The 22,454-nt window shown below is 70.7% G+C and carries 20 protein-coding genes and 5 tRNA genes; 9 read left to right on the forward strand and 16 right to left on the reverse strand.

Annotation, left to right across the window (positions count from 1 at the left end):
• Positions 1-25 precede the first annotated feature (25 nt).
• The 3 genes from AC07DW_RS17930 to AC07DW_RS17940 form a co-directional block, all read right to left on the reverse strand.
• A complete protein-coding gene (locus tag AC07DW_RS17930) occupies positions 26-1,174 on the reverse strand; it encodes a D-alanine--D-alanine ligase family protein (protein ID WP_478858617.1) in 1,149 nt (382 codons plus the stop codon).
• Positions 1,175-1,238: 64 nt separating this feature from the next.
• Positions 1,239-2,276, reverse strand: coding sequence for an NAD(P)H-dependent glycerol-3-phosphate dehydrogenase (locus AC07DW_RS17935; RefSeq protein ID WP_478858618.1), 1,038 nt, complete (start codon positions 2,274-2,276; stop codon positions 1,239-1,241).
• The gene (locus AC07DW_RS17940) at positions 2,273-3,025 is read right to left on the reverse strand and encodes a lysophospholipid acyltransferase family protein (protein WP_478858619.1); all 753 of its coding nucleotides are present in this window, start codon (positions 3,023-3,025) and stop codon (positions 2,273-2,275) included. Before AC07DW_RS17940 ends, AC07DW_RS17935 begins: the two co-directional genes overlap by 4 nt.
• Before the next feature lie 165 nt (positions 3,026-3,190).
• Here AC07DW_RS17940 and cofC point away from each other — a divergent pair, with 165 nt between their 5' ends.
• A complete protein-coding gene (gene cofC, locus AC07DW_RS17945) occupies positions 3,191-3,934 on the forward strand; it encodes a 2-phospho-L-lactate guanylyltransferase (protein ID WP_478858620.1) in 744 nt (247 codons plus the stop codon).
• 10 nt (positions 3,935-3,944) lie between these two features.
• A complete protein-coding gene (locus AC07DW_RS17950; protein WP_478858621.1) occupies positions 3,945-4,148 on the forward strand; it encodes a hypothetical protein in 204 nt (67 codons plus the stop codon).
• 94 nt (positions 4,149-4,242) lie between these two features.
• Here the strand turns inward: AC07DW_RS17950 and AC07DW_RS17955 are convergent, their stop codons facing one another.
• The 4 genes from AC07DW_RS17955 to leuC form a co-directional block, all read right to left on the reverse strand.
• Positions 4,243-4,935 (reverse strand): HU family DNA-binding protein, encoded by a 693-nt coding sequence (locus AC07DW_RS17955; protein ID WP_478858622.1) that lies wholly within the window; start codon positions 4,933-4,935, stop codon positions 4,243-4,245.
• Positions 4,936-5,075: 140 nt separating this feature from the next.
• Positions 5,076-5,303: an SCO5555 family protein gene (locus AC07DW_RS17960; RefSeq protein WP_478858623.1), complete on the reverse strand. Its 228-nt coding sequence runs from the start codon at positions 5,301-5,303 to the stop codon at positions 5,076-5,078.
• 384 nt (positions 5,304-5,687) lie between these two features.
• A complete protein-coding gene (gene leuD, locus AC07DW_RS17965; RefSeq protein WP_478858624.1) occupies positions 5,688-6,281 on the reverse strand; it encodes a 3-isopropylmalate dehydratase small subunit in 594 nt (197 codons plus the stop codon).
• Between the two features lie 6 nt (positions 6,282-6,287).
• Complete coding sequence (leuC, locus tag AC07DW_RS17970; RefSeq protein ID WP_478858625.1) at positions 6,288-7,712, reverse strand: 3-isopropylmalate dehydratase large subunit; 1,425 nt, start codon at positions 7,710-7,712, stop codon at positions 6,288-6,290.
• 188 nt (positions 7,713-7,900) lie between these two features.
• Between leuC and ndgR the strand changes: the two genes are divergently transcribed.
• A complete protein-coding gene (ndgR, locus tag AC07DW_RS17975) occupies positions 7,901-8,617 on the forward strand; it encodes an IclR family transcriptional regulator NdgR (protein WP_017947593.1) in 717 nt (238 codons plus the stop codon).
• A gap of 135 nt (positions 8,618-8,752) precedes the next feature.
• Here ndgR and AC07DW_RS17980 read toward each other — a convergent pair.
• The 9 genes from AC07DW_RS17980 to AC07DW_RS18020 form a co-directional block, all read right to left on the reverse strand.
• Positions 8,753-8,825, reverse strand: a tRNA-Glu gene (locus AC07DW_RS17980).
• Positions 8,826-8,843: 18 nt separating this feature from the next.
• Positions 8,844-8,915: transfer RNA gene (locus AC07DW_RS17985), tRNA-Gln, on the reverse strand.
• Between the two features lie 18 nt (positions 8,916-8,933).
• Positions 8,934-9,009 (reverse strand) — tRNA-Glu (locus AC07DW_RS17990).
• Between the two features lie 60 nt (positions 9,010-9,069).
• Positions 9,070-9,142 (reverse strand) — tRNA-Glu (locus tag AC07DW_RS17995).
• Between the two features lie 39 nt (positions 9,143-9,181).
• A tRNA-Gln gene (locus AC07DW_RS18000) sits at positions 9,182-9,253 on the reverse strand.
• Between the two features lie 90 nt (positions 9,254-9,343).
• Positions 9,344-10,063: an HAD family hydrolase gene (locus AC07DW_RS18005; protein WP_478858626.1), complete on the reverse strand. Its 720-nt coding sequence runs from the start codon at positions 10,061-10,063 to the stop codon at positions 9,344-9,346.
• A 111-nt stretch (positions 10,064-10,174) separates the two neighbouring features.
• Positions 10,175-11,647: a glutamate--tRNA ligase gene (gltX, locus tag AC07DW_RS18010; protein WP_478858627.1), complete on the reverse strand. Its 1,473-nt coding sequence runs from the start codon at positions 11,645-11,647 to the stop codon at positions 10,175-10,177.
• Positions 11,640-12,428, reverse strand: coding sequence for a fumarylacetoacetate hydrolase family protein (locus AC07DW_RS18015; protein ID WP_478858628.1), 789 nt, complete (start codon positions 12,426-12,428; stop codon positions 11,640-11,642). Before AC07DW_RS18015 ends, gltX begins: the two co-directional genes overlap by 8 nt.
• 77 nt (positions 12,429-12,505) lie before the next feature.
• On the reverse strand, positions 12,506-12,691 hold the full coding sequence (locus AC07DW_RS18020; protein ID WP_478858629.1) for a hypothetical protein: 186 nt from the start codon (positions 12,689-12,691) through the stop codon (positions 12,506-12,508).
• Between the two features lie 588 nt (positions 12,692-13,279).
• Here AC07DW_RS18020 and AC07DW_RS18025 point away from each other — a divergent pair.
• The 6 genes from AC07DW_RS18025 to AC07DW_RS18050 all read left to right on the forward strand — a co-directional run bounded on the left by AC07DW_RS18025 (position 13,280) and on the right by AC07DW_RS18050 (position 22,418).
• Positions 13,280-16,924 (forward strand): sensor histidine kinase, encoded by a 3,645-nt coding sequence (locus AC07DW_RS18025; protein ID WP_478858630.1) that lies wholly within the window; start codon positions 13,280-13,282, stop codon positions 16,922-16,924.
• A gap of 9 nt (positions 16,925-16,933) precedes the next feature.
• Positions 16,934-17,347, forward strand: a complete 414-nt coding sequence (locus AC07DW_RS18030; RefSeq protein WP_189551727.1) for a roadblock/LC7 domain-containing protein — start codon at positions 16,934-16,936, stop codon at positions 17,345-17,347.
• Between the two features lie 118 nt (positions 17,348-17,465).
• Positions 17,466-17,873, forward strand: a complete 408-nt coding sequence (locus tag AC07DW_RS18035; RefSeq protein ID WP_064070345.1) for a DUF742 domain-containing protein — start codon at positions 17,466-17,468, stop codon at positions 17,871-17,873.
• On the forward strand, positions 17,854-18,441 hold the full coding sequence (locus tag AC07DW_RS18040; protein WP_189551729.1) for a GTP-binding protein: 588 nt from the start codon (positions 17,854-17,856) through the stop codon (positions 18,439-18,441). The genes AC07DW_RS18035 and AC07DW_RS18040 overlap by 20 nt, the downstream gene beginning before the upstream one ends.
• A gap of 343 nt (positions 18,442-18,784) precedes the next feature.
• Positions 18,785-21,994 (forward strand): sensor histidine kinase, encoded by a 3,210-nt coding sequence (locus AC07DW_RS18045; protein WP_478858631.1) that lies wholly within the window; start codon positions 18,785-18,787, stop codon positions 21,992-21,994.
• Between the two features lie 10 nt (positions 21,995-22,004).
• Positions 22,005-22,418, forward strand: coding sequence for a roadblock/LC7 domain-containing protein (locus tag AC07DW_RS18050; RefSeq protein ID WP_478858712.1), 414 nt, complete (start codon positions 22,005-22,007; stop codon positions 22,416-22,418).
• Positions 22,419-22,454 lie beyond the last annotated feature (36 nt).

The following is a 22,454-nucleotide window of genomic DNA, read 5'->3' on the forward strand; positions in this document are numbered from 1 at the left end:
GTGCGCCGTGCGTGGCGGAGTGGCGCTAGCGCAGCCCGGTCGGGCGGCGCAGCGCGGCCTGGATGAGCAGGTCGACGAGCTCCGGGTAGCCGACGCCGCTCTCCTGCCACATGCGCGGGTACATGGAGATGGGCGTGAAGCCCGGCATCGTGTTGATCTCGTTGATGACGAACTCGCCGTCGTCGGTGAGGAAGAAGTCCGCGCGGACCAGGCCCTCGCAGGACGCGGCCTCGAACGCGGCGATGGCCAGCCGCTGGATCTCGGCGGTCTGCTCCGGGGTGATCGGGGCGGGGACGACGCCGGAGGCCGAGTCGATGTACTTGGCCTCGAAGTCGTAGAAGTCGTGGTCGGTGACGGGCGGGATCCAGGCCGGTACGGACGCGCGCGGGCCGTCCTCGAACTCCAGCACGCCGCACTCGATCTCGCGGCCGGTGAGCAGCGACTCCACGATGACCTTGGGGTCGTGGCGCCGGGCCTCCTCGATCGCGTCCTCCAGACCGGAGATGTCGTCGACCTTGGTGATGCCCATCGAGGACCCGCCGCGGGCGGGCTTCACGAACAGCGGCCAGCCGTGCTCGGCGGCGAAGCCGACGATCCTCTCGCGGGCGGCGGAAGGATTCTGTTCCCATTCGCGGGGGCGGATCACCTCGTACGGTCCGACCGGCAGGCCGAAGGAGACGAAGACGCGCTTCATGTACTCCTTGTCCTGGCCGACGGCCGAGGAGAGCACCCCGGCGCCCACGTAGGGCACGCCCGCGAGCTCCAGGAGGCCCTGGAGGGTGCCGTCCTCGCCATAGGGGCCGTGCAGCACCGGGAAGACCACGTCGACGTCGCCGAGGGCCTTGGGGACGGCGCCGGGCTCGCTGTAGACGACCTCGCGGCTGCCGGGGTCGACGGACAGCACGACGCTGCCCTCGTCGGACTCGGTGAGGTCGGCGACGGTCGGCAGCGTGCGGTCGGCGATGGCCATCCGCTCCGGTTCGTCGGTGGTCAGCGCCCAGCGGCCGTCGGTGGTGATGCCGATGGGCAGCACGTCGTACTTGTCCCGGTCGATGGCGCGCAGGACGGCGCCGGCGGTGACGACGGAGATGGCGTGCTCGGAGCTGCGGCCGCCGAAGACGACGGCCACGCGCGGCTTGCGCCCGGTGCTGGTGGGGAGGTTCTCGCTGCTCATATCGCGATGAGCGTACCTGCTCCCCCCGGTGGCGTCAGCGACCGCGTGGCCGCCTGTCCGGGCGTCAGCGCCGCTCGGGCTTCGCGGCGCGCGACATCAGCTCCTTGAGCGCCACCATCGGCGGCTTTCCCTCGTGGACGATGCCGACGACGGTCTCCGTGATGGGCATGTCGACACCGTGCCGGCGGGCCAGATCGAGCACGGACTCGCAGGACTTGACGCCCTCGGCGGTCTGCCTGGTGACCGCGATGGTCTCCTGGAGGGTCATCCCCTTGCCGAGGTTGAAGCCGAAGGTGTGGTTGCGGGAGAGCGGCGAGGAGCAGGTGGCGACCAGGTCGCCGAGGCCCGCGAGTCCGGAGAACGTCAGCGGGTCGGCGCCCATCGCCAGGCCGAGGCGGGTGGTCTCGGCCAGCCCGCGCGTGATGAGCGACCCCTTGGCGTTGTCGCCGAGGCCCATGCCGTCGGCGATGCCGACGGCCAGCCCGATGACGTTCTTCACGGCGCCGCCCAGTTCGCAGCCGATGACGTCGGTGTTGGTGTACGGGCGGAAGTACGGGGTGTGGCAGGCCGCCTGGAGCCGCTGGGCGACGGCCTCGTCCCGGCAGGCGACGACGGCCGCCGCGGGCATCCGGGCGACGATCTCCTTGGCGAGGTTGGGGCCGGTGACCACGGCGACGCGGCTCTCGGGCACCCCGGCGACCTCCTGGACGACCTCGCTCATCCGCTTGGCGCTGCCCAGTTCGATCCCCTTCATCAGGGAGACGAGGACCGTGCCGGGGGCGAGCTTCGGCGCCCACTCGGCGAGGTTGCCGCGGAGGGTCTGGGAGGGGATGGCGAGCACGGTGAAGTCGGCGTCGTGCGCCGCTTCGGCGGGGTCGGTGGTGGCGCGTACCGACTCGGGGAGCTGGGTGCCGGGGAAGTAGTCGGGGTTGGTGCGGGTGGCGTTGATGGCGTCGGCGACCTCCTGGCGGCGGCCCCAGAGGGTCACCCGGCAGCCCGCGTCGGCGAGCACCATGCCGAAGGCCGTTCCCCACGATCCGGTGCCGAAGACGGCTGCCTTGACGGGGCGGGCCGCCGGGCCCGCCGTGTCGGGGCGTGTCACTTCGCTTCCTCCCCTGCGGCCTTGCGCCGCTGTTCCAGGCGGGCCCTGCGGTGGTCGTACGGCGTGGCGGGGGCCTTCTCGCCCCGGACATCCTCCAGGAGGGAGGTGATCGCGGCCATGATGACCTCGGTCGCCTCGCGCAGCACCTCGGGCGTGGGTTCCTCGTCGTAGAACCGACTGAGGTCGACGGGCGGACCGGCCTGCACGATCAAAGTCTTGCGCGGGAAGAGGCGGAACCTGTCCCGCTTGGCGTACGGCGGCATCGCGAGGTTGGCGCCCCACTGGGCGACCGGGATGACGGGGACCTTGGTGAGCAGGGCGACGCGCGCGGCGCCGGTCTTGCCCGCCATGGGCCACATGTCGGGGTCGCGGGTGAGGGTGCCCTCGGGGTAGAAGGCGACGCACTCGCCCCGCTCGATGGCGGCGACGGCGGCGCGGAAGGCGTCGAGCGCGTTGGTCGTCTCGCGGTAGACGGGGATCTGCCCGGTGTTGGTCAGCATCATGCCGACGAACGAGCTCTTGAACAGGGCCGCTTTCGCCAGGAAGCGCGGGACCCGTCCGGTGTTGTACTGGTAGTGCGCGTACGACAGCGGGTCGAGGTAAGAGTTGTGGTTGACCGCGGTGATGAATCCACCGTCCGCCGGAATGTGCTCCATTCCCCGCCAGTCCCGCTTGAACAGAACCACCAGTGGTGGTTTTGCGATGGCCGCCGCCAGGCGGTACCAGAAGCCGATTCTGCGGCGGGACACTCGTACACCTTCCTCCGGGACTGGGCTTGCCGGGGGTCAAGTGTCGCCCCAGGCCCCTGGTCTGTCGAGAACACCGTACGCCCCACCCCGGACACCTTCGCCCCGGGTCGCACCGGTGCCACGCCACAATGGTGCCGGGCGGGGGCGGCGCCCCGCTCCGCCGCGGTGGTGTCGCCACCCTGCCCGGCAGCGGCCCGGCAGGGCCCTGGGCACGGCCGCCGCAGGGAAGGAGAACACGCCACGAACGCGGACCCGACCGGCCCCTGGTCCCTGGTCGTCCCCCTGAAGCCCCTCGCGCTGGCCAAGAGCAGGCTCGCCGGCGCCGCGGGCCCCCTGGCGCGGCCACGGCTGGCGCTGGCCTTCGCGCAGGACACGGTGGCGGCGGCGCTGGCCTGCCGCGCGGTGCGGGATGTGTCGGTCGTCACGGACGACCCGGTGGCGGCGCTCACGCTCGGCGCCCTGGGGGCGCGGATCGTGCCGGACGCTCCGGCCGCGGGCCTGAACGCGGCCCTGGCGCACGGCGCCCGGGCGGTACGCGCGCGGCGCCCGGGTGCGCCCGTAGCGACCCTGAACGCCGATCTTCCGGCGCTGCGTCCGCCGGAACTGGCGCGGGTGCTGGCGGTCGCCGCGCAATTCCCGCGGGCTTTTCTCCCGGATGCCGCGGAAATCGGTACGACATTGCTGTCGGCGGCACCCGGAGTGGAATTGCGTCCTGCTTTCGGCGGCGCGTCCCGGCGCCGGCATTTGTTGTCGGGGGCGGTGGAAATCCGGCTGGACGGCGTGCGCTCGGTACGGCAGGACGTGGATACGGGTGACGATCTGCGGGCCGCCGTGGAGCTGGGAGTGGGGCCGCGCACGGCCGAGCGGTGGACGGCGGACGTCCGGGCGGCGGGCGGGGCGGCCGGATAAGCTGCCGTTCATGCAGGCGACCGCGTACACGTACGACCCGGATTCCCGCAGCGGGAGTGTGCTGCTCGACGACGGCACCCCGGTGGACTTCCCCGCCGCGGCCTTCGACGCGGGCGGGCTCCGGCTGCTGCGGCCGGGGCAGCGGGTCCGGATCGAGACCGAGGGGCAGGGCGAGGCACTGCGGATCACCCTGGTGACGCTCCAGACGTTCTGAGCTCAGAGGGGGCGGGCGGCCGCACGCACCGCGGGCCGGGCTCCCTCTCGGGAGCCCGGCCCGGCGTGTGAGTGGCCCTGGGCCCTCGCGCCGCTTACTTGCTGCGCGAGGCGGTCTTCTTGGCGGTGGTCTTGCGCGCCGTGGTCTTCTTGGCAGGCGCCTTCTTCGCCGTGGCCTTCTTCGCCGGCGCGGTCTTCTTCGCGGTCGCCGTCTTCTTGGCCGCCGCCGTGGTGGTCTTCTTGGCCGGGGTGGCCTTCTTGGCGGCGGCGGTGGTGGTCTTCTTGGCCGGCGTGGCCTTCTTCGCGGTCGCCGTCTTCTTCGCCGCCGCGGTGGTGGTCTTCTTGGCCGGGGTGGCCTTCTTGGCGGCGGTCGCCGTCTTCTTGGCGGCGGCGGCCGAGGTCTTCTTGGCGGCCGCCTTCTTGCCCGCGGCCTTGGCGATGGTGGGCGGCGGGCCCGAAAGGCTGCCCTTGGGCGCCTTCTTGACGGCGACCTCGCCGCCCTTCGGGAGCTTCTTCGAGCCGCTGACCAGGTCCTTGAAGCCCTGACCTGCACGGAAGCGCGGCACGGAGGTCTTCTTGACCCGCACGCGCTCACCCGTCTGCGGGTTACGGGCGTAGCGGGCCGGACGGTCGACCTTCTCGAACGAGCCGAAACCGGTGACCGAGACACGGTCACCGGCGACCACGGCACGGACGATCGCGTCAAGCACCGCGTCGACAGCATCGGCGGCCTGCTGGCGGCCACCCATCTTGTCGGCAATCGCTTCTACGAGCTGCGCCTTGTTCACGTCTTCCCCTTCGGAGACATTGCCGGAACGAAAGTGTTCAAGCTTTTCGCACGTTAGGCAGATATATACCGCAAATCAAACACGAAACGGGCTAATCACCCTAGTGCCGCAACGAAGTCGGCCGCCGCGGAGTTCGAGTGTCAGTCCCCTTCAGGGAATCGGCCCTCGTCGAGGTCCTTCATCAACCGGTCGAGCCGCCTTGCCGCGCCCGCGAGATCGTGCTTCGCCACGGCCGTGACGGCCAGCAGCTGCCGGGACAGCGTCATCCTTACGCCCTCCGGGACTTGCAGTGCGCGCACTCGGGTGTGCGCTTCTTTCAGTCGGGCTGCGACGGCCTGATAGAGCTCGAGTTGGCTGTCGCGTTCCATGCACCGATTGTGCCATCTGGGGCGAGTTGTCGCCTCCGTAGGGGGTAACTGGCCTGCTCCGGCGGCACTTCACGACCGCCCGGGCCACCCTCCCGCCGCCCGGCTCCTACCCGGCAATTTCCGTTTGATGTAAGGGAGTTGGGCGTCCCTCGGCTGGGAATCGGGGGCGTACGGGAGGGGCTTCCCGGGGTGCCTGTGGTGTCAGCCGGATGGCCCCCCGGGCGCCTGCCGAACCGGCGGACAAGGTCAGTTTCGGCCATCGTCTCCACGGTTCGCGCGGCGGAGTTGAGCGCCCCCGCCACCCGGCCGCCCGCGCATACGACGGTGCCCCCGGCCGTGGATCGGCCGGGGGCACCGGAGGGTGACGCGCGGGTGGCTGAGGGCTCAGACCTGGAGGGTGCGCGGCTTGTACGACGGGCGCTTCGCCTCGTACGCGGCGATGTCCGCCTCGTTCTGCAGGGTGATGCTGATGTCGTCCAGGCCGTTGAGCAGCCGCCAGCGGGCGTTCTCGTCCAGTTCGAAGGCGGCGGTGATGCCCTCGGCGCGGACCTCGCGGGCCTCCAGGTCGACGGTGACCTCCGCCTGCGGATCGGCCTCGGTCAGCTCCCACAGCGCGTCCACGGTGCGCTGGTCGAGCACCACGGTGAGCAAACCGTTCTTCAGCGAGTTGCCGCGGAAGATGTCGGCGAAGCGGGAGGAGATCACGGCCTTGAAGCCGTAGTTCTGCAGCGCCCATACGGCGTGCTCGCGCGAGGAACCGGTGCCGAAGTCGGGGCCGGCGACCAGGACCGTGGCGCCCCGCCGCTCGGGGCGGTTGAGGACGAACTCGGGGTCCTTGCGCCAGGCCTCGAACAGGCCGTCCTCGAAGCCGTCGCGGGTGACCTTCTTCAGCCAGTGGGCCGGGATGATCTGGTCGGTGTCGACGTTGCTGCGGCGCAGCGGGACGGCCCGGCCGGTGTGGGTGGTGAAAGCTTCCATGGTTGCTCAGACTCCGGCGGTCGCGGGGGCTTCGGACAGGTCGGCGGGCGAGGCCAGGTGGCCCAGCACGGCGGTGGCGGCGGCGACCTGGGGCGACACCAGGTGGGTGCGGCCGCCCTTGCCCTGCCTGCCCTCGAAGTTGCGGTTGGAGGTGGAGGCGGAGCGCTCACCGGGCGCGAGCTGGTCGGGGTTCATGCCCAGGCACATCGAGCAGCCCGCGTGCCGCCATTCGGCGCCGGCCTCCTTGAAGACCTTGTCCAGGCCCTCCTCGACCGCCTGCAGGGCGACCCGGACCGAGCCGGGGACGACCAGCATCCGTACGCCGTCGGCGACTTTGCGGCCGCCCAGGATGCCGGCGGCGGAGCGCAGGTCTTCGATGCGACCGTTGGTGCAGGAGCCTACGAAGACGGTGTCGACCTTGATGTCGCGCAGCGGCTGCCCGGCGGTCAACCCCATGTACTTCAGGGCGTTTTCGGCGGCCAGGCGCTCCGAAGCGTCTTCGTACGAAGCCGGGTCGGGGACGGACGCCGAAAGCGGCGCTCCCTGGCCGGGGTTGGTGCCCCAGGTGACGAAGGGGGCCAGCTCGGTGGCGTCGATGACGACCTCGGCGTCGAAGACGGCGTCGTCGTCCGTCCGCAGGGTCTTCCAGTAGGCGACCGCCGCGTCCCAGTCCTCGCCCTCGGGCGCGTGGGCGCGGCCCTTGAGGTAGGCGAAGGTGGTCTCGTCGGGGGCGATCATGCCCGCCCGGGCGCCGGCCTCGATCGACATGTTGCAGATGGTCATGCGGGCCTCCATCGAGAGTTTCTCGATGGCGGAGCCGCGGTACTCCAGGACGTATCCCTGGCCGCCGCCCGTGCCGATCCGCGCGATGATCGCCAGGATGAGGTCCTTGGCGGTGACGTCCTCGGGCAGCTCGCCGTCGACGGTGATCGCCATGGTCCTGGGGCGGGCCATGGGCAGCGTCTGGGTGGCCAGGACGTGCTCGACCTGGGAGGTGCCGATGCCGAAGGCGAGCGCGCCGAAGGCGCCGTGCGTGGAGGTGTGGGAGTCGCCGCAGACCACCGTGGTGCCCGGCTGGGTCAGGCCCAGCTGCGGTCCCACGACGTGGACCACGCCCTGCTCGACGTCGCCCAGCGGGTGCAGCCGGACGCCGAAGTCGGCGCAGTTCTTGCGCAGCGTCTCGAGCTGGATACGGGAGACCGGGTCGGCGATCGGCTTGTCGATGTCGATGGTGGGGGTGTTGTGGTCCTCGGTCGCGATGGTGAGGTCGAGGCGCCGCACCTGCCGGCCACTCTTGCGCAGGCCGTCGAAGGCCTGGGGGCTGGTCACCTCGTGCAGCAGGTGCAGATCGATGAAGAGCAGGTCGGGCTCGCCTTCGGCGCGCCGGACGACATGGTCGTCCCAGACCTTCTCCGCGAGAGTCCTACCCATCGCTTTCCCTCCGGCCGGCGTGGTGTGCCGGCACCTCTAGAGATCTGTGGGCCCACGCCCGGAAACCCACGTTTCACGTGCTGGACGTCGACATCGGACCCGTTGGTCCTGGGGCCGTACGTACAGGGTGGCAAGTTCCGGGAAAAATTGAACTTGCGTTTCACAGAGTGAGACGTGAATATCGTTGCATGGACAACTCTAGCGGCGTCGGCGTTCTCGACAAGGCAGCTCTGGTATTGAGCGCCCTGGAGTCCGGTCCGGCCACCCTCGCCGGGCTGGTCGCGGCGACAGGGCTCGCACGACCCACGGCACATCGCCTTGCCGTGGCACTGGAACACCACCGGATGGTGGCGAGGGACATGCAGGGCCGGTTCATCCTGGGCCCGCGGCTGGCGGAGCTCGCCGCGGCGGCCGGTGAGGACCGCCTGCTGGCCACGGCCGGACCGGTACTGACACATCTGCGTGACGTGACCGGGGAGAGCGCGCAGCTCTACCGGCGCCAGGGCGACATGCGCATCTGCGTCGCCGCGGCGGAGCGGCTGTCCGGCCTGCGGGACACCGTGCCGGTCGGCTCCACGCTCACCATGAAGGCCGGCTCCTCGGCCCAGATCCTGATGGCCTGGGAGGAGCCGGAGCGGCTGCACCGGGGCCTCCAGGGGGCCCGCTTCACGGCGACGGCCCTGTCGGGCGTACGGCGCCGGGGCTGGGCCCAGTCGATCGGTGAGCGCGAGCCGGGCGTGGCGTCCGTCTCCGCGCCCGTGCGGGGCCCCTCGAACCGCGTGGTGGCCGCCGTGTCGGTGTCGGGACCGATCGAGCGCCTGACCCGCCACCCGGGACGGATGCACGCCCAGGCCGTCATCGACGCCGCCGCCCGCCTGTCGGACGCCCTGCGGCGCTCCGGCTGACCGCCTCGTACCTGCTGCCGGCTCCCGGCCCACCGCTTCAACGCCGCAGCGGTGGGCCGGAGTTGCCGCTCCTCTTCACCACCTGCCGAAAACGCGAAGAAGCCCTCCCCTGCTGGGGAGGGCTTCCTCTGTGCGTACCCCCGACCGGATTCGAACCGGCGCTACCGCCTTGAGAGGGCGGCGTGCTAGGCCGCTACACAACGGGGGCAAGATCAGTGATGATCCGCTGGCCTACCAGGACTCGAACCTAGACTAACTGAACCAGAATCAGTCGTGCTGCCAATTACACCATAGGCCACTGGTGGTTTAGACCAGTTGGTACCCCCGACCGGATTCGAACCGGCGCTACCGCCTTGAGAGGGCGGCGTGCTAGGCCGCTACACAACGGGGGCCCTAGCGATCCTGCATCGAGATCATGGGTGCGACCCAGACGATCTCGCGGGAAGGATCTGTACCCCCGACCGGATTCGAACCGGCGCTACCGCCTTGAGAGGGCGGCGTGCTAGGCCGCTACACAACGGGGGCTTCGCGGATGCCATCCGCGCTGCAGATAAGCTCTGCGAGCTGGCCTACCAGGACTCGAACCTAGACTAACTGAACCAGAATCAGTCGTGCTGCCAATTACACCATAGGCCACCAAAACGCAACCCCCGGTGGGGATTTTGTTCGGGTTACGCTTCCGGGTTTCCGGCCTTTCGGCTTGCTCCCCTCGGCGCAGGAAGAACATTACCCGAAGGAGTCCGGGGCTCCAAAACGGGTATCGGCGCCCAGCAGGCCGGGGAGCTGGTCGAGCCCCGTGATCCGGGTCAGCTCGGGCCTGCCGCCCTTACCGGTGCGGTCCAGCCAGATGCCGGTCAGCCCCGCCTCGACCGCGCCCCGGGCGTCGATGTCCGGCTGGTCACCGACGTACGCGACGTCCGCCGGGGGCAGCCGGAGGGCGTCGCAGGCGGCGTGGAAGGCCGCGGGGTCGGGCTTGGCCACCCCCAGCTCGGCCGCGCACAGCAGTGCCTCGAACCGGTCCCGTACCCCCAGGACGCGCAGCTTGCGCTCCTGGTTGTGGACGGAGGAGTTCGACAGGACGGCGTGCCGGTAGTCGGCGGCCAGCAGCTCCAGGGCGGGCAGGGTGTCGGGAAAGAGCTCCCAGGCGGCCTCGTAGTGCTTCAGGTACCGCCGGAACCACGCGTCGGCCTCCTCGTCGGTGAGCTCCACCGCCAGGAAGTCCCGCACCCGGTCGCGCCGCTGCTCCTCGAACCCCACGCCGCCGGCCTCGAAGCGCCGCCAGTGGAGGGCCGTGAGGTCCTTCCAGCGGGTGAGGGCCTGGTCGACGGAGTCGTACCCGCCGGCCAGGCCCTCGGCCCGCAGGTGGCGCAGCATGCCGGCGCGGTCGGCGCTCGCGTAGTCGAAGATCGTGTCGTCGATGTCCCACAGGATCGCGCGGATCGGCATGGCCCCGAGCCTACGCGGGCGCCGTGCCGGACCGGGCCCGGACGGCGAGGACGCCCGAGGGGGCGGCGGCCGCGGACGGGCCCGCCGCCCCCTCGGGCGTAGGTGCGGCGCTTACGCCGCGAGCTTCGCCAGCGCGGCGTCGACGCGGGCCAGGGTGCGCTCCTTGCCGAGGATCTCCAGGGACTCGAACAGCGGCAGGCCGACCGTGCGGCCGGTGACCGCGACGCGGACGGGGGCCTGGGCCTTGCCGAGCTTGAGGCCGTGCTCCTCGCCGGCGGTCAGGACCGCGTTCTTCAGCGACTCGGGGCTGGTCCAGTCCGCGGCCTCCAGCTTGGCGCGGGCCGTGCGCAGCAGGGCGTCGGAGCCCTCCTTCATGGCCTTCTGCCAGGACGCCTCGTCGTACGCCGGCTCCTTGAGGAACAGGAAGTCGACGTTGGCCGTGATCTCGGAGAGGACGGTGAGGCGGGTCTGGGCGTGCGGGGCGATGGCCTCCCAGGCGGTCCGGTCGAAGTCCTCCGGCGCCCAGGGGGCGTGCGGTGCCTGGAGCCACGGCTCGCAGGCGGCGGTGAACGCCTTCACGTCCAGCATGCGGATGTGGTCGGCGTTGATCGCCTCGGCCTTCTTCAGGTCGAAGCGGGCCGGGTTGGCGTTGACGTCCGCGACGTCGAACTTCGCGACCATCTCGGGGATGGTGAAGACGTCCTGGTCGGCGGAGAAGGACCAGCCGAGCAGGGACAGGTAGTTCAGCAGGCCCTCGGGGAGGAAGCCGCGCTCCCGGTAGATGTTCAGGGACGCCTGCGGGTCGCGCTTGGAGAGCTTCTTGTTGCCCTCGCCCATGACGTAGGGCAGGTGGCCGAAGGCGGGGACGTCCTTGGCGACGCCCAGCTCGATCAGCGCCTTGTAGAGGGCGATCTGGCGGGGGGTGGAGGACAGCAGGTCCTCGCCGCGCAGGACGTGGGTGATCTCCATCAGCGCGTCGTCGACGGGGTTGACGAGCGTGTAGAGGGGGGCGCCGTTGGCGCGGACGATGCCGTAGTCCGGGACGTTGTCCGGGGTGAAGGTGAGTTCGCCGCGGACCAGGTCGGTGAAGGTGATCGGCTCGTCGGGCATGCGGAAGCGGACGATCGACTCGCGGCCCTCCGCCTCGTACGCCGCCCTGCGCTCGTCGGTCAGGTCCCGGCACGTGCCGTCGTAGCCGGACGGGCGGCCGGCGGCACGGGCGGCCTCGCGGCGCTCGTCGAGCTCGGTGGCGGTGCAGTAGCAGCGGTACGCGTACCCGCCGGCGAGCAGCCTGTCGGCGACGTCCTGGTAGATGTCCATGCGCTGCGACTGGCGGTACGGGGCGTGCGGGCCGCCGACCTCGGGGCCCTCGTCCCAGTCGAGGCCGAGCCAGCGGAGCGAGTCGAGGAGCTGGTGGTAGGACTCCTCCGAGTCGCGGGCCGCGTCGGTGTCCTCGATGCGGAAGACCATGGTGCCCTGGTTGTGCCGGGCGAAGGCCCAGTTGAACAGGGCGGTGCGGACCAGGCCCACGTGGGGGTTGCCGGTCGGCGAGGGACAGAAACGGACGCGGATCGCGTTAGCCACGCTTGATCACCTTGTTGGTGAGAGTGCCGATGCCTTCGATGGTGACGGCGACCTCGTCGCCGACGTTGAGCGGTCCGACTCCGGCCGGGGTGCCCGTGAGGATGACGTCGCCCGGGAGCAGCGTCATGGCCTCGCTGATGTGGACGACGAGGTCCTCCACGGAGCGGATCATGTCGCTCGTGCGACCCAGCTGCCGCTGTTCCCCGTTGACGGTGCACTGGATCGTGACGTCGGCGGGGTCGAGGTCGGTCTCCACCCAGGGGCCCAGGGGGCAGGCGGTGTCGAAGCCCTTGGCGCGGGCCCACTGCTTCTCGCGCCGCTGGACGTCGCGGGCGGTGACGTCGTTGGCGCAGGTGTAGCCGAGGACGACGTCCTTGACGCGCTCGCGCGGGACCTCGCGGCACATGCGGCCGATGACGACGGCGAGCTCGGCCTCGTGGTGCAGCTCTTCGGAGAAGGAGGGGTACTCGATGGCGTCGCCGGAGCCGATCACCGAGGTGGTGGGCTTGAAGAAGGCGACGGGCACGTCCGGGACCTCGTTGCCGAGCTCCGCGGCGTGCTCCGCGTAGTTGCGGCCGATGCCCACGATCTTGTTGGGCAGGACGGGCGGCAGCAGCCGGACCTTGCTCAGCGGGACCTTGGTCCCGCTGAGTTCGAAGTCCGCGTACGGAATACCCTTGATGATGTCGAGGACGAGAGCGCCCTCTTCGCCGGGGGCGCTGTGGCCCTCGACCGCGCCGAAGGCGACGTTGCCGTCGATGGAGAACCTGGCGATGCGCACGGGATGCCGTGCCCCTTACTTCCGCTGGCTGGAGTCTGACGCTCCAGGCTAACGCGGGAGGGGCACGCCACCCGCCGTCACGACCGCGCGGCCGGGACGGGGGCGTCCATCAGGGTCGTACGGCGGGGGTTGGCGGTGCTGGCGGGAAGGTCGACCGAGTGCTCCGGGCGCGACCCCTGGTCCAGCTCGCCGGCGTCGGCCAGGTGCATCAGGGTGGTGCGGCGGGGGTTGGCGATGCTGCGCATGGTCATCGTCGTCTTCATCGGTGCTGTCCGACCTCGGGGTGCGGGCGCCGCCGGGGCGCCTGGTTGACGGTTTTTCCTTCTTTGTAAAGCGTCAGGCTAAACATGGGATTCCCCGTGTTTGACGGTAGATGGCAACGATCTATATGTGAGTTTGCTCACGCGGCTAGGGGTTTTTCCGGCATAACGGACGGTCGGAACGGACCCCGGAATCGGACATTGCGTACGTGAATGCAGCATTCCGCTGCTGATCATGGCGACTGGGACACCCCCCACACCCAGGGGTCCCACCAGCGACTCGTACGCGAACGCCCCATTCCTCCCTGATCGGTTTCTACGGCCGGTGACCCGCCACTCACATGCCGTGACCCCGTCCGGGGTGCGGTCCGTCGGCCTTGTTGGAGATCCGGCACTGTGCTGGAATTCCACGCACCGCCGCGGATTCCAGACCGGCGCGCTGGGGCGCAACACAGCGCCGAGCGGCGGTGAGGAAGGGGGATCTGCGCCGGTCACTCACGACCACCACTGGAGCGCGCTCGCGCTCCACGACGCCGACACCGTCCTGTCCGCTCGCGCGGGGGGACGCCTGGTCCAGAGGTTGCGACGCTAGTGCAGGGACGTTTCAAGAGGGATGGCAACGGGTCTCCCCAGGCCCGCCAGGGCCGAGGGGAAGCTGCGGCGGAGCAGGAGCCGCGCGGCGGGACCGACCGCGGCTCCTCGCCCCAGCACACCCAGACGCCGGGACCGGCCGCGGCCGGCGACGGTGGTGACCGTGCGGGACACCCGGGTGCCGGACAGGGCGGCGACGCCACGTCCACGGCGGCCGGCAGGTCCAGGACGGGCAAGGGCACGAAGGGCGCCAAGGGCACGAAGAGCGCGAAGGCCGCGAAGGGCGCGAAGACCGCCCCGTCGGACAAGAGCCCCATCGACGCCGGCCCGCGAATAGCCCTGCGCAACTGGCGCATCAGCACGCGACTGGTCTCGCTGCTCGCCCTCCCCGTGGTCGCCGCGACCACCCTGGGCGGCATCCGTATCAACGAGTCCATGAACGACATGGAGCAGCTGGATCACATGCAGCTGCTCACCAAGCTGACGCAGGAGGCGACCAACCTCGCCCAGGCGCTCCAGGACGAGCGCGACCTGACGGCCGGCCCGCTGTCCAACGGCGTCCCGGCCACCGATCTCAAGGTCACCGAGCCGCAGAAGAAGGCGGACCGGGCCCGGGACGCGTTCCTCCACGCCACCAACGACATCGGCGACACCCAGGGCGACGAGGCCCTGCAGAGCATCCACGCGAACGTCACGCAGATCGCCGGCGAGGTCGTGCGGCTCGGCAACATCCGCAGCGGCGCGTTCCGGGACGGTTCCCAGGACTTCCAGACGGTCGAGCGGTACAACCGTCTGATCAACTCGCTGCTCAGCCTGTCCCAGGACATGGCGCAGGCCACCAGCAACCCCGAGATGATCAAGCGGACCCGCGCGCTCGCCGCGTTCTCGTCCGCCAAGGAGTACGCCTCCATCCAGCGGGCGATCATCGCCGCCGCTCTCCCCAAGACCAGCCAGGAAAAGCGGGAGATGGACCCCAACGACCGCGAGTACGGCGCGGCCGCGCGGGAGAACGAGAGGGCGGCGAGGGACTCCTTCGAGCTCATCTACAGCTCCCTGGGCGGAGACCCGACGGAGCTGCTGGCACCGCTCGGCCCGAACAACCCCGCCATCGCCCAGGCGGACGCGTACGCGGAGCTCGTGCTCCGCAACGACGACGGGCTGAAGCAGCAGGACCCGCGCGGCTACCTGGACTGGACCGACGCCTACGCGCCCAAGATGCAGGTCATGGACACCATCGAGGCGTCCCTGCTGGGCGACATGGACAGCACCGCCCGTGAGCTGCGCCAGGAGGAGCAGCGCGACGCGATCATCAACGGTGCGCTGATCCTGCTCGTGCTCGGTGTCTCGCTGGTCGGCGCCTTCGTGGTGGCCCGCTCCATGATCCGGTCGCTGCGGCGGCTCCAGGACACGGCGACCAAGGTCGCCCAGGAGCGGCTGCCCGAGCTGGTCAAGCAGCTGTCCGAGACCGACCCGCAGGACGTCGACACGTCCGTGGAGTCGGTGGGTGTGCACTCCCGGGACGAGATCGGCCAGGTGGCCGCGGCCTTCGACGACGTGCACCGCGAGGCGGTCCGCCTCGCCGCCGAGCAGGCCCTGCTCCGGGGCAACGTCAACGCGATGTTCACCAACCTCTCGCGCCGCTCCCAGGGCCTCATCCAGCGCCAGCTTTCGCTGATCTCCGAGCTCGAGTCCCGCGAGGCCGACCCGGACCAGCTGTCCTCGCTGTTCAAGCTGGACCACCTCGCCACGCGTATGCGCCGTAACGGTGAGAACCTGCTCGTCCTCGCCGGTGAGGAGCCGGGCCGCCGGTGGACCCGGCCCGTCCCGCTCGTCGACGTGCTCCGTGCCGCCGCCTCCGAGGTGGAGCAGTACGAGCGCATCGAACTCGCCTCCGTGCCGGCGACCGAGGTCGCGGGCCGTGTCGTCAACGACCTCGTCCACCTGCTCGCCGAGCTGCTGGAGAACGCCACGTCGTTCTCCTCGCCGCAGACCAAGGTGCGCGTCACCGGTCACGCGCTGCCCGACGGGCGGGTGCTCGTCGAGATCCACGACACCGGTATCGGTCTGTCCCCCGAGGACCTCGCCGCGATCAACGAGCGGCTCGCGTCGCCGCCCACCGTGGACGTGTCGGTCTCCCGCCGCATGGGTCTGTTCGTGGTCGGCCGCCTGTCCCTGCGGCACGGCATCCGCATCCAGCTGCGCCCCTCCGACTCGGGCGGTACGACCGCGCTGGTCATGCTCCCGGTGGACGTCGCCCAGGGCGGCAAGAAGCTGCCCGGCAAGCCCGGACAGGGCGCCATGCCGCAGGGTCCCTCCGGCCCCGGTGGCCGGCTGACCGGCGGCCCCGGCGCGGCCGGTGGCGGCCGTCCCGGTCTGGCCGGCGGCCCCGGTGGTCCGGGCGGTGCGCCCGCGGGCCGCACCGGTCTCGGCGCGGGCGCCGGTGCCGGTACGGGTGCCCCCGGCGCGCGTGGCCAGGTCGGCTCGGGGGCCGGTCAGCGGCCCGCGCTGCCCGGCCGGGACGACGCGGCCGCGCGGCAGGCCGGCCTCCAGGGCGGACCGCAGGGCGGTCAGCCCGGTCGCCAGGGCCGGCCGGGACAGGGTCAGGGGGCTCCGGCCGGAGCGCCGCAGCAGCCCCAGGACCCGCAGCGCCAGGGCGGCGCCGGCGTCGCGGGCGCCTTCGGCGGTGCCGCCGGCGGTCGCGATGCGCGGGACAACGGCATCCCGACGCGCTCGGACGTCTGGCAGAACGGCCCCTCCGAGCAGGGGCCCCGGCCGGGCGCGCCGCAGCAGCAGCCGGCCACGGACCGTCCGCCCGCCGAACTCCCGGGCTCCGCGCAGCAGCAGCCGCCGCGCCGTCGGCAGCCGGTCCAGCCCCAGCAGCGGCCGCAGCGCCCGCAGACCACCAGCTGGGGCGCCGACGTTCCGCGCGGTCACGAGGAGCCGGCGGCCACCGGGCAGCACGCCCGCCCCACGGCCGACCGCCAGGACCCCGCGTCCACGGCGCAGTTCGCCCGCCCGGACTACAACGCCGGCCGGCCGCAGCAGCCGGAGGCGCTGCCGCCCGCGACCGGCGCCGGGGACGGCCGTACGCCGCTGTACGACACGCTGGAGACCAACTGGTTCCACCAGAACGGTCAGGCCCAGCAGCCGCACCAGCAGCAGGACCGGCCCCAGCGCGGCGACGCCGCTCCGTACCCGGTCCACGACCAGACCATGCCGACCCCGGCCGTACCGCAGCAGCCCGCGCCGCAGCCGGCCCGGCCCGCGCAGGCACGGCCCGCCCCGTCGCTGCCGTCCCGCCGGGACGGCCAGGGCACCGGTCAGAGCACCGACCCGGCCTCCACGACCGGGGCATGGCGTGCCACCCCCAACGACGAGCTGGTGCGCCAGGCCGAGCGGGTCCGCAAGCCCGCCGCCGGCGGCATCACCACCTCCGGCCTTCCCCGCCGGGTCCCGCGCGCCAATCTGGTGCCGGGAACCGCGCAGGAGTCGGCCCACCAGTCCGGTCCGCAGGTCTCGCGTGCGCCTGATGACGTACGCGGCCGCCTGACCAACCTCCGCCGCGGCATCCAGCAGGGGCGTCAGGCAGGCAGCTCCACCACGGGCAGTTTTCACACCGGCCCCACTCACCAGCAGGAGCGTTAGTTGCGACCGATGAGCCAAGCGGCCCAGAACCTGAATTGGCTGATCACCAACTTCGTGGACAACACCCCAGGGGTGTCCCACACGGTGGTGGTCTCCGCCGACGGACTCCTGCTCGCCATGTCCGAAGGGTTCCCTCGCGACCGCGCGGATCAGCTCGCGGCCGTGGCGTCCGGGCTGACCTCGCTCACCGCGGGGGCCTCCCGGATCTTCGAAGGCGGTGCCGTGGCCCAGACCGTGGTGGAGATGGAGCGCGGCTTCCTCTTCCTGATGTCCATCTCGGACGGTTCCTCCCTGGCCGTGCTCGCGCACCCTGATGCCGACATCGGCCTCGTCGGATACGAGATGGCCCTGCTCGTCGACCGCGCGGGCAACGTCCTCACCCCTGACCTGCGCGCGGAACTGCAGGGCAGCCTGCTCCACTGAGGCGGTACGCCCCAATCCGTACCGTCCCCCCTGCCTCGTTCACCGTCGGCCGCCCCCTCCGGCCCCCCACCGGCCCAGTCAGACGACAGGCAGACCACCTGCTGTCACTGGAGGATCAATGACCCCGCCCCCCGCCTCTCACGATCCGTACGGCGTCCCCACGGACGCCGGCTACGGCGTCGAAGGCGACCAGCCGCTGGTCCGTCCGTACGCCATGACCGGCGGCCGGACGAGGCCGCGCTACCAGCTCGCCATCGAGGCGCTGGTCAGCACCACGGCCGACCCGGCCCATCTGGGAAGCCTGCTTCCCGAACACCAGCGGATCTGCCACCTGTGCCGTGAGGTGAAGTCGGTGGCAGAGGTGTCGGCGCTGCTGTCGATGCCGCTGGGCGTAGCCCGGATTCTCGTCGCCGACCTGGCGGAGGCGGGCATGGTGGCGATCCACCAGCCGGGCAATGGAGAGGCCGGCGGAACGCCGGATGTGACACTGCTCGAAAGGGTGCTCAGTGGACTTCGCAAGCTCTAGCGGCGGTTCGGGAGGCGGTCGCTCGACCACCTCCGCCAAGATCGTGGTGGCGGGCGGATTCGGCGTGGGCAAGACCACGTTCGTCGGCGCCGTCTCGGAGATCGACCCGCTGCGTACCGAGGCCGTCATGACGTCCGCGTCCGCGGGCATCGACGACCTCACCCACACCGGGGACAAGAAGACCACCACGGTGGCCATGGACTTCGGCCGCATCACGCTGGACCAGGACCTGATCCTGTACCTCTTCGGTACGCCCGGTCAGGACCGCTTCTGGTTCATGTGGGACGACCTGGTCCGCGGCGCCATCGGTGCGGTGGTGCTCGTCGACACCCGCCGGCTCGCCGACTGCTTCCCGGCGGTCGACTACTTCGAGAACAGCGGCCTGCCCTTCGTGATCGCGCTGAACGGCTTCGAAGGACACCAGCCGTACACGCCGGACGAGGTCCGCGAGGCGCTCCAGATCGGTCCCGACACCCCGATCATCACCACCGACGCCCGCCACCGCGCGGACGCCAAGAGCGCTTTGATCACGCTGGTGGAACACGCGTTGATGGCCCGCCTCAAGTAGACGTGGCCGTACGGCAGTTGTCGTAGTGGCGATCCGGGGCCGAGTGTGTCCTTGCACACGGTCGGCCCCGGGGGTTCATAACGTTTCGACAGAGAATTGCGGACCGTCAAACACGAGACGCATCCGCATGGTGCCGCTGTGCTCACATGAGCCCCGCCTTTTGGCGGGGCTCGTTCTTTATGCCCGTTTTATCTGAGGTCTGAACCACTGGTAACGACCCGAACGGGGGGTTTGGAACGCGGCCGCTTTACGTGCTGCAATGCGACGAACTCCCGAGTAGTACGGCCCTGAAACAGATAAAACGGCACGACGTAGGTGCCGGCGCCGAGAGGTTGTTGGTCGAGTGAGGCGAAGCACGAAAAGCGCCGCAGAGCAGCAGGCGCGGGGCAACTTCACCCCGCCCGCACGCACAGCGGTGCCGCCTGCCGATACCCCCGGAACGTCGTCGGCCGCCCCCGGCGGCAAGGGCGGTACGGGCAGCTCCAGCAAGCTGTCCCCGCGCAACTGGCGGGTGGCCACCCGCCTGAACGCCATCCTCCTCATACCCGTGCTCGTCGGGCTCGTCATGGGCGGCTTCCAGGTGAAGGCGGCCATCGACACCTGGCAGGAGGCGCAGGACGCCGAGAAGACGGCGCTCATCGTGCGCGCCGCCTCGGAGTACGGCCAGGCGCTGCTCAACGAGCGCGACCTCACCGCCGTACCGCTGCTCACCGCCAAGAGCGCCGCGGACCGGGAGAGCGACGAGGTCACCGGCCAGTACGCCAAGACGGAAGCCGCGAAGAAGAAGTTCGACGAAGCCGTCCGCGACCTCCCCTCGGGGCAGGGTCTGGAGCGCCGTCTCAAGCTGTTCAGGGCCGAGGAGCCGGAACTCGAGAAGCTTCGCCAGGCGGCCTACTCCAAGGCCCTGGACCCGGTGAAGACCGAAGAGGGCTACACCAAGGTCCAGCACTATCTGATGGAGTTCGCCAACGAGCTCGGCCTCGGCACGGGCAACGTCACCTCCTACGGCCGTATGGTCTATGCCATTCAGCTCGCCCAGGCGGCCAATTCGCTCCAGCGCTCGATCGGCACCCACCTCCTGGTCCGGCCGAGCAAGGACGACGCCACGTTCGCCGAGCAGAGCCGCGCGTTCAACTCGTACAACTACCTGGAGCAGATCGCCCTCGGCGAGTACAACTCGGGTGGTACCGAGGAGGACGTCGAGAAGCTCACGGCGGTCATGCAGCGCCGGGCCCTCGAGGGTGACAAGCGGCTCCAGGCCGAGGGCATCACCCTGCCCAAGGACGACAACGGCTCGGTCCTCGCGCCCATGGCCGAGAAGATCGGCAACGCCGAGGACGCCGACGCGATCGAGGAACTCCAGGCCAAGGGCGTCGTCAAGGAGACCTGGCTGGGCGCCTCCACGTCCAAGTTCGACGGCTACGGCGAGGTCAGCACCGAACTGGTGAACAAGGCCGTGGACGAGGCCGCCGAGATCTCCTCCGACGCGAAGACCGACGCCATCGTCATCGGGGCCATCGTCGTGGTCGCCCTGCTCGCCGCGTTCATCCTGGCCGGGATGATGGCCCGGCAGATGAGCACCTCGATGAGCCGGCTGCGCAGCGCCGCCTTCAGCATCGCCGAGCAGCGCCTGCCGATGCTGGTCGACCAGCTCTCCCGCACCGACCCGGGCCGCGTCGACACCCGCGTGCAGCCGATCCCGATCGACTCGAAGGACGAGATCGGCGAGGTCGCCCGCGCCTTCGACCAGGTGCACCGCGAGGCCGTCCGGCTCGCCGCCGAGCAGGCCCTGCTGCGGGGCAACGTCAACGCGATCTTCACCAACCTGTCCCAGCGCAACCAGTCGCTGATCGAGGGCCAGCTCACCCTGATCACCGAGCTGGAGAACAACGAGGCCGACCCGGACCAGCTGGAGAACCTCTTCCGCCTGGACCACCTGGCCACCCGTATGCGCCGCAACGGCGAGAACCTCCTCATCCTCGCCGGCGAGGAGCCCGGCCGCCGCTGGAACCAGCCCGTCCCGCTGGTCGACGTGCTGCGTGCCGCCTCCTCCGAGGTGGAGCAGTACGAGCGCATCGAGCTCACCGGCGTACCGGAGTCGGAGATCCACGGTCAGGCCGTGACCGACCTCGTGCACCTGCTGGCCGAGCTGCTGGAGAACGCCACCACGTTCTCCTCGCCGCAGACCAAGGTCCGGGTCACCGCGACCCGTCTGCCCGACGGCCGCGTGATGATCGAGATCCACGACAAGGGCATCGGCCTGACCGCCGAGGACTTCGCCGACATCAACCACAAGCTGGCCAACCCGCCGACCGTGGACGCCGCGATCTCGCAGCGCATGGGCCTGTTCGTGGTCGGCCGCCTCGCCGATCGGCACGGCATCCGCGTCCAGTTGCGCCCCTCGGGCGAGCAGGCCGGTACGACGTCACTGGTCATGCTCCCGGACGCGATCACCCACGGTGGTGGTGGCGATCCGGCCCCGAACGACGACTTCACCGTGTCCCAGATCATCCCGGAGCAGCAGGCGTTCGAGGCGGCTCCGCTGCGCACGGCCGCGGAGCTGGGCTTCGACGACTCCCGGTACGAGCAGCCGCAGGGCGACGGCGCGCTGGACCCGGTCGGCCGCTCCCGGATGCGGGAGGAGCGCCGTGCCGCGCTGGGCGCGCAGCTCAACGGCGGCCCCGAGGGCGAGCGGCCCGCGTTCCGCGACGAGGTGGCCCAGGAGCGGCAGGCCCCCGCGTACGAGGAGCAGGGCGGCCAGGAGCAGTACGGCTACGAGCAGCAGCAGTACGAGCAGCGGGACGGTTACGCCCAGGACCCGTACGACGGCTACCAGCAGCCGTACGCCGGCGGTGACTATGCCACGGGCGAGTACACGACCGGCGAGTACGCCGAACCGTCCTATGCGGAATCCGGTTTTCCGGCTCAGGAGCCGCAGCAGCCGCAGTACGACAACCAGTTCGAGCCCCAGTCCCACCAGGGCGAGTGGCCGGAACAGAACTCTTACGAGGGTGGTTACGACTCCGGTTACGCGGCGGAATCGGAATCTGCCCAGGGCGCTCCCACGAACGGCCCGGAGCGCGTAGGCTTCTCCTCGGGCCCCACCCCGAGCACCGGTCACGCGCTGACCGACGCCGGTCTGCCGCGCCGCGGCAGCCAGCAGCAGGCTCCGGCCCCGCAACAGCAGCAGGTTCCTCAAGCGGAGCAGACGCAGCCGGTCCAGCGGGTCTCGCAGAGCAGCAGCGAGGACAACGGTTCCGAGGACTGGCGCTCGACCAACGACGAGCGCTGGCAGCGGGCCGAGAAGCTCCGCGAGCCGAAGGCCGGCGGGGTCACCCCGTCCGGACTCCCGCGGCGCGTACCCAAGGCCAACCTGGTCGAGGGCACGGCGGAGCAGACCCCGCAGGGCGGCCCACAGGTCTCCCGCGCCCCGGAGGACGTGCGTGGCAGGTTGAGCAACCTGCGGCGCGGTGTCCAGCAGGGGCGCAACGCGGGAACGGACACGAACGGATCGGGCCTCGGCCCGGGTAGTACCTACAACCAGGAGCGTTAGTGTGAGCCCGATGAGCCAGGCGGCGCAGAATCTGAACTGGTTGATCACCAACTTCGTGGACAACACCCCCGGGGTGTCCCACACGGTGGTGGTCTCCGCCGACGGACTCCTGCTGGCGATGTCCGAGGGTTTCCCCCGTGACCGGGCCGACCAGCTCGCGGCGGTGGCGTCGGGTCTGACGTCGCTGACGGCCGGGGCGTCCCGGATCTTCGAGGGCGGCGCGGTCAACCAGACCGTGGTGGAGATGGAGCGCGGCTTCCTCTTCATCATGTCGATCTCGGACGGCTCGTCGCTGGCCGTCCTCGCCCACCCCGACGCCGACATCGGTCTGGTGGGCTACGAGATGGCCCTGCTGGTGGATCGCGCGGGCAGTGTTCTTACCCCGGACCTGCGCGCCGAACTCCAAAGAAGTCTTCTCAACTAGCAAACAGACCGTGCGTTTCTCGCCACCGCACCATAG

This window comes from Streptomyces sp. NPDC045701, from assembly GCF_056432045.1.